Here is a 6,347-nt window from a genome sequence, read left to right on the forward strand (position 1 = left end):
AAAGATGTCTTTTAAACGACCAGTGATGCGCACGTAACCATCGCTGTCGATTTCGCCTTTATCACCGGTTTTCAGCCAGCCATCGTCGGTAAACGCTTCCGCTGTTTTTTCTGGTTCCAGATAATATTCAGTCATAACGCATGGGCCTTTGAGCTGAATTTCACCTTCGTCAGAAATACGCAGGTTAACGCCCTCGTAAGGGCGGCCGATGCAGCCTACCTTGTCACTGCGAAACGGAAAGGAAAGGGTGCCTAAACCATTGTTTTCAGACATGCCCCAGCCTTCGCTGATATTAATGCCGATTTTCTGATACCAGTGCAGAGTGGCAGGGGAAATCGGTGCAGAACCTGAGCCGAAAATGCGCACATTTTCAAAGCCGAGTTGTTTGCGGATTTTCTTCGCCACAATATTTTTCAGGATCGGAATGCTTAATAAGCGATTCAGTTTGTGTGGCGGAATTTTTGCCAGTACGCCCATCTGGAAACGGGTCCATAAACGCGGTACTGAAATAAACAGGGTGGGGGCAACCGCCTTAAGGTCATCAACAAAGGTATCCAGGGATTCAACAAAAGACACGTTGCAGCCGATGTATAAACTGGCACCTTCCACATAAACCCGCTCGGTGATATGTGCCAGCGGCAGATAGCTCAGCAGTTTATCGTCAGCGGTGGCATCCAGTGATGCGGCCAGTGTCTGGCAGCTCCAGCCGTAGGATTCAAAGGTATTAATTACCCCTTTTGGATTACCGGTACTGCCGGAGGTGTAAATGATGCTCATCACCTCTTTTTTATCGGGTACCGGTGAGCTGCCCATGGGCTGTTGCTGTAACAATTCATGCCAGCGGTAGCGGGCCGGAATATCGCCGTAGGGGAAAGCAAAGCGAACCACGTCATCGGCAATGGCAGCACACTGATTCTGGGTGTCATCCAGCTTGCCGATAAAAATGGCTTTGCAATTGCTGTGATTAAGGATGTAGCGGATGGTTTCCTGACCGGCGGTGGCATAAATAGGAACTGAAACATGTCCAGCCATCATGATGGCCAGGTCAGCGATAAACCATTCCGCACAGTTCTTGGAAAATATTGCGATATGACTGCCTTGCTCATAATTCTGAGCAATCAGTGCGCTGGCAATGCGGCGTACCTGATCGGCAGTCTGCTTCCAGGTCAGTTCATGAAAAACACCATCAATGGGTTGCCGGAGGAAGACCGTGTTGGGTTTTCGTGCTTCCCAGTGGTACAGCATTTCGAGCGGGGTTTTAACGTCCATGAGAGAATCCTTGTTATTGTTATTCTCTCCACACTAAACGCTAATCTGTTGCCTTTCTGTTAAAAATCGTAAATGACTGAACCAGTGATCAATGAACAGAAAAGCACCAGAAGCGGTCAAAGAGCCGCGTGCTCGGTAATCAGTTTGACGGCTTTGTGGCTGATCTTACGTTCGGCAGACACGGCATAAAACTCCTGCACCAGTTCATCAACTTCACCAACACAGGTGACGTCATACTTGGCGCAGATTTCCTCGCGAATGGCCGATGGCGCAAAGAAAAATCCATGACCTTCTCCGCCAAATGCCTGTAACAGGGCAGAATCGTCGAACTCTCCGCTGATGCGCATGCTGATATCCATGCGGTCGAGCCAGCTCAGCAGCTCGGTGCGCAGACCGGATGCGGTATCCGTCGGCAGCAGCAGGGGTGCATCACGCAGGCATTGTGGAAAATCAGGACTGAATTGCTGCACTAATGCTGGCGCTGCAAAACAGGCCATGGTGCTGCGCCCCAACGGGTGACTGAAGCAACGCACGTTCATACCGCTGGGGATAGGGCTGTCCGCCAGTACCAGATCCAGCCGGTGCACCGCCAGCTCGCCCAGCAATACTGACATCTGCTCTTCGTGGCAGATGATGCGCATAAAGCCTGACCCTGACAGCGCCGGTGCCAGTAAGCGATGGGCAATGGATTTGGGCAGGGCATCAACAATGCCGACACGGAACTCCAGGGGCCGTTCCGTCGTCTCCTGTAGCATGACTTCCTGCAGTTCATCGCCTAAGCGAAACATTTCGCGGGTATAGTCCAGCGCGACCCGGCCGGCATCGGTCAGCTCCAGGCCGCGACCGGCCTTGGCGAACAGCTGGTTGCCCAGTTCATCTTCGAGCAGGCGCAGCTGACCGCTGATGGTCTGTGGGGTAACGTTTAATCGCCGGGCGGCCGCCAGTACGCTGCCTTCCTCGGCAACACAATGGAAGTACTGCAGGTGTTTGTAATTGAGACGTTTCATGACACTTTATGACAAATCGGTAAAATCGAACTATTGGCAAAAGATAATTCGAATATTATTTTGTATTGCAGGCTTCTACAATGTTCTTAACTATCTGACAGGAGTTGAAAATGAGTCGTCCTGATTATCTGAACATGAAATCTGAATCGCAGTCCGAACCTGTGGTGATGGAGGCCGGCCGTCAGGGAAATACCTACGAAGTCGCCGCCGACAGCAGCAAAGTTCTGCGTAACACCTACATGCTGTTGTCCATGACACTGTTGTTCAGTGCCGTGACCGCTGGTATCGCCATGGCGATCAACATGCCGCCACTGGGCATTATTATTACTATGGTGGGTTACTTTGGCCTGCTGTTCCTGACTGAGAAAACCAAAAACTCAGCCATGGGTATCGTATCTGTCTTTGCTCTGACCGGCTTTATGGGTCTGACACTGGGTCCGATTCTGTCTTACTACGTGAGCCTGCCGGGCGGCACGCAAACCGTTCTGACTGCGCTGGGTGGTACTGGTCTGATCTTCTTCGCCATGTCCGGCTGGGTGCTGTCTACCGGTAAAGAACTGAGCGGCTGGGGTAAATCCCTGATGATCGGTCTGATCGTCGCGTTCGTACTGAGCATTGCCAACATCTTCTTGGGACTGCCGGTTCTGTCTCTGGCGGTTTCCGGTCTGTTCATTATTCTGTCCAGTGCGCTGATTGCGTACCAGACAAGTGCGATTATCCACGGCGGTGAAACCAACTACATTTCTGCCACTGTGACGCTGTTTGTATCCATCTATAACATCTTCCTGAGTCTGCTGCAGATTCTGGGTGTGATGGGTTCAGACGACTAAGACTTGCTCCCGCCATTGGTCGTGGCGGGATTGAGGTATTTCTCTGTGCTCGAGAAGTTGGCCGCATCCCCAAAAGGGATGCGGTTTTTTTTGCGTCCGCTGTTTTCAATATCCTGGCCGTTGTTCTCCCTCTGATCGGCTAGACTCAGTGCAGGAGGATGATTTATGACGACCCGTTCCTGTCTGTTGCTGCTGCCATGCCTGTTAGTGGTCTTACCGGTACAGGCGCTCGATCCTTGCCGGGATCAGGCGGCCAAAGACGCCAGTGATCAGAAAGCCCTGAGCTTCTTTGGTAAACAGGGGGAGATTTTTCATCCCGCCAAAGTGCTTAAGCTGCACAGCCCAACCCGCGTAAAAGAAGTCGCCAGCTACGTTAAGTTTGGCGAAAAACGTTACAGCATCTTCAACGTTGTCACACCTGACTGCCGCGCAATCTTCCGTAAACGTACCCGTCAGGGTGACTGACGCTGGACTCTTCCGTCTGACCGTTATAAGTTATGCAAAACCTATACGAAAAGTATTTTTGTTGTATAGGGTGGTTTGTTGCACTGATGTGTATGACACACAGGTATCTGAGCCGGGGCGGAGGCTGCTATGACGATTTCTACGGATGCACTGCGTAAACTGAATCACATAGACAAGATCATCATTCACTCACTGGATATGAGTCTGTATCAGGCTGCCGCGCTGGTGGATGGTCAGGAACAGATGGTGACGGATAAGAAGGGCAAGCTGTTACGGTCTTTCAGTCTGCTGGAAATGAAGGCTCAGTTTGAGGGCCTGTCGGTGCAGAGTCTGGTACTGCGTCATGAAAGCGCTTACGACGAGATGGTCAATCAACCTGGGCGGAGCGTAGAAAACCGGCTGGAGGTTCCACTCAGCCACGTATCGCCGGATAACATTCCGCTGACGCGTCACTGAGGTTTGGCTGGGCTGGTGGTAGTGGGCCCGGTGGTAGAAGGGCTAGTGGCAGAGGGCTGGCGGGGCTGTTTAAACGCCAGCTGAAATGTCAGGTGGCCGCTGCTGCAGGATGTTTCGGCGCGGTCCACATCAAAGCCACACAGATCGCTGAACACGCCAGCTGTGCGGCGATAATGGCGCTGATGCTTGCCGGTAACAGCGTGGATGCGGCCGAGATAAGGCCGGCGATCGAGAACTGACTGGCCCCCATCAAAGCCGCTGCGGTTCCGCCGTGACGCGGAAAATACTCCATATAACAGGCCTGAGTATTAGGCGAGACGGCCCCCAGCATACCTATCGACAAAATCAGTGCCGGTACAAACAGCATCAGGCCGGCGCCGGCCAGTGAAATGGTCAGCAGCAGAATCAGAGCGAAGAACTGCAAGGTCAGTGCCCAGCGCAGTACCTGAACCGGTAAAAAACGTTTAAGCATCTGTCGGTTGGTCAGGTTCATGGCCATCATCATAATGACGTTGGCACCAAACAGCAGAGCGAAAACGGTGGGCGTCACGCCAAAATGTTCCTGATAGATAAACGATGCATGGGTAATGAACAGCAGCATCACAGAAAAGCCCATGGCGCCGGCCAGAATAAAGCGCATAGCCCCGCGGGTTTCGAGTACTGCTTTGTAACGTCCAAGGGCGCTGATATGAGCCTCATGCTGAGGTCGCTGATAATCGCTGAAAACGACCATGCGCAGCAGCAGAATAACGAGGAAGGAATAGCCGCACAAAAAGGCAAAAATACCTCCCCAGCCGGTATAAGTAAGTAACAGGCTGCCAACGCTGGGAGCCACTGCCGGAGCGACCACCATCATCAGGCCGATCAGGCTGAAGAAGCGTGCAGCTTCCTGACCAGACAGGCGATCACGCACCAGCGCCGGCACACAGACCATGGCCCAGCCACCGCCAAAGGCCTGTACAACACGCAATGCAATCACTTCCGTCAGCGAGCTGGCCATCCAGATCAGCAGGCTGGAAAGTGAAAAGATCGCCATGCCGGCCAGCATAATGCGGTCACGACCAAAGCGGTCCGACAGTGGGCCTCCGAACAGCTGGCCAAAGGCCATCACAAACACGTACAGGGAAATGGTCAGAGATACTTCGTGCACGCTGACGCCAAGATCCGCTGCCATGGCAGGGAAGGCCGGCAGATAGGTATCCAGAGCCAGAGGCCCCAATGCCATAGCCATGGCCAGAATCAGGGCCATGGCCGGGTGTGAATGATCTTTTGGTGACCTTGTGTGTGACGCTGTGCTGCTCAATGAATTCTTTCCGTTTATCCGTGTTTGTCTGTGTTTGTCTGCGTTTGTCTGTGTAGTAGCTGTCTGCAAAAATCAGCCGCGTATTGTGCCTCAGGAGAGCATAGCAGTACCTGCTTTCTTAACCTGTATGCAACAACACAGAGTTTCATTAACTGAGTATTTTACTGGGAATTATCCCAGCGCTGATGTTTCGTATAGAATGATGGCATCACGCAGTAATGTTGCCGCAGAATTCCGGCACGTAAGTAACATTCACCAATACCAAGCCCTTACCAAAGAAAGGGTTAACGGAGTCATTATGAGCATTCATGCAACCGACGTAAAAACCATTAAAGGCGAAACCATTTCTCTGGGTGACTATCAGGGCAAAGTGCTGCTGATCGTTAACGTGGCGTCAAAGTGTGGTCTGACCCCTCAGTACGAATCTCTGGAAGCACTGTACAAAGAAAAAGCTGCCGAAGGTTTTGAAATCCTGGGTTTCCCATGCAACCAGTTCCTCGGTCAGGAACCAGGCACAGAAGAAGAGATTCAGCAGTTCTGCTCACTGACTTACGACGTAACTTTCCCGATGTTCTCTAAAATTGAAGTGAACGGTGAAGGTCGTCATCCTCTGTATCAGCAGCTGATCGCGGCAAAACCTGAGTCCATCAAAACCGAAGCTCAGGCACTGAAAGAAAAACTGGGTGCAAAAGATCTGCTGCCAGCCAATGACACTGACATTATGTGGAACTTTGAAAAATTCCTGGTAGGTAAAGACGGTGAAGTAATTGCCCGTTTTGCACCGGATATCACGGTTGCGGATGACGTGTTCAAAACTGCACTGGCAGATGCACTGAGCAAATAAGCGTATCGCATTTGCCTGTAAAAAGCCCGGTTATAACCGCAATGCTGTTCACTTAAGCGGAGCAGCATTGCGATTCACCGGATAACGGGTTTTGCTTATCTTCACCATTCGAGGCCTGCCCGGCCTCGGGTTCTTTCTGTTCAGAAATAAATTGCATATCCCTGAGCGCAGAT

General features: G+C 51.8%; 7 protein-coding genes. 4 read left to right on the plus strand and 3 right to left on the minus strand.

Going from position 1 to position 6,347, the window contains the following annotated elements:
- The coding region (locus tag B2Z72_RS10020) for an AMP-binding protein (protein WP_297004697.1) at nt 1-1,269 on the minus strand (1,269 nt) is incomplete at its 3' end.
- A gap of 116 nt (nt 1,270-1,385) precedes the next feature.
- Nucleotides 1,386-2,276 carry a transcriptional activator NhaR gene (nhaR, locus tag B2Z72_RS10025; RefSeq protein ID WP_296984681.1) on the minus strand — a complete coding sequence of 297 codons (891 nt, stop codon included), beginning with the start codon at nt 2,274-2,276 and terminating at the stop codon, nt 1,386-1,388.
- A gap of 110 nt (nt 2,277-2,386) precedes the next feature.
- Here nhaR and B2Z72_RS10030 point away from each other — a divergent pair, with 110 nt between their 5' ends.
- The 3 genes from B2Z72_RS10030 (at nt 2,387) to B2Z72_RS10040 (ending at nt 4,027) form a co-directional block, all read left to right on the plus strand.
- Nucleotides 2,387-3,106: a Bax inhibitor-1/YccA family protein gene (locus tag B2Z72_RS10030; protein ID WP_296984679.1), complete on the plus strand. Its 720-nt coding sequence runs from the start codon at nt 2,387-2,389 to the stop codon at nt 3,104-3,106.
- Nucleotides 3,107-3,271: 165 nt separating this feature from the next.
- Nucleotides 3,272-3,571 carry a hypothetical protein gene (locus B2Z72_RS10035; RefSeq protein WP_296984678.1) on the plus strand — a complete coding sequence of 100 codons (300 nt, stop codon included), beginning with the start codon at nt 3,272-3,274 and terminating at the stop codon, nt 3,569-3,571.
- Nucleotides 3,572-3,700: 129 nt separating this feature from the next.
- On the plus strand, nt 3,701-4,027 hold the full coding sequence (locus B2Z72_RS10040) for a DUF6482 family protein (protein WP_296984675.1): 327 nt from the start codon (nt 3,701-3,703) through the stop codon (nt 4,025-4,027).
- An 88-nt stretch (nt 4,028-4,115) separates the two neighbouring features.
- Here B2Z72_RS10040 and B2Z72_RS10045 read toward each other — a convergent pair whose 3' ends face one another.
- Nucleotides 4,116-5,330 carry a multidrug effflux MFS transporter gene (locus B2Z72_RS10045; RefSeq protein ID WP_297004701.1) on the minus strand — a complete coding sequence of 405 codons (1,215 nt, stop codon included), beginning with the start codon at nt 5,328-5,330 and terminating at the stop codon, nt 4,116-4,118.
- Nucleotides 5,331-5,628: 298 nt separating this feature from the next.
- Here B2Z72_RS10045 and B2Z72_RS10050 point away from each other — a divergent pair, with 298 nt between their 5' ends.
- The gene (locus B2Z72_RS10050; RefSeq protein ID WP_296984671.1) at nt 5,629-6,174 is read left to right on the plus strand and encodes a glutathione peroxidase; all 546 of its coding nucleotides are present in this window, start codon (nt 5,629-5,631) and stop codon (nt 6,172-6,174) included.
- Nucleotides 6,175-6,347 lie beyond the last annotated feature (173 nt).

Origin of the sequence: Thalassolituus sp. UBA6592, from assembly GCF_002433655.1 — a bacterium.
Lineage (GTDB): Bacteria > Pseudomonadota > Gammaproteobacteria > Pseudomonadales > Oceanobacteraceae > Venatoribacter.

Bases quoted from the DNA above. Each gene is read 5' to 3' on its own strand.
- nhaR (WP_296984681.1), bottom strand. From the start codon at position 2,276: ATGAAACGTCTCAATTACAAACACCTGCAGTACTTCCATTGTGTTGCC.
- B2Z72_RS10030 (WP_296984679.1), top strand. From the start codon at position 2,387: ATGAGTCGTCCTGATTATCTGAACATGAAATCTGAATCGCAGTCCGAA.
- B2Z72_RS10035 (WP_296984678.1), top strand. From the start codon at position 3,272: ATGACGACCCGTTCCTGTCTGTTGCTGCTGCCATGCCTGTTAGTGGTC.
- B2Z72_RS10040 (WP_296984675.1), top strand. From the start codon at position 3,701: ATGACGATTTCTACGGATGCACTGCGTAAACTGAATCACATAGACAAG.
- B2Z72_RS10050 (WP_296984671.1), top strand. From the start codon at position 5,629: ATGAGCATTCATGCAACCGACGTAAAAACCATTAAAGGCGAAACCATT.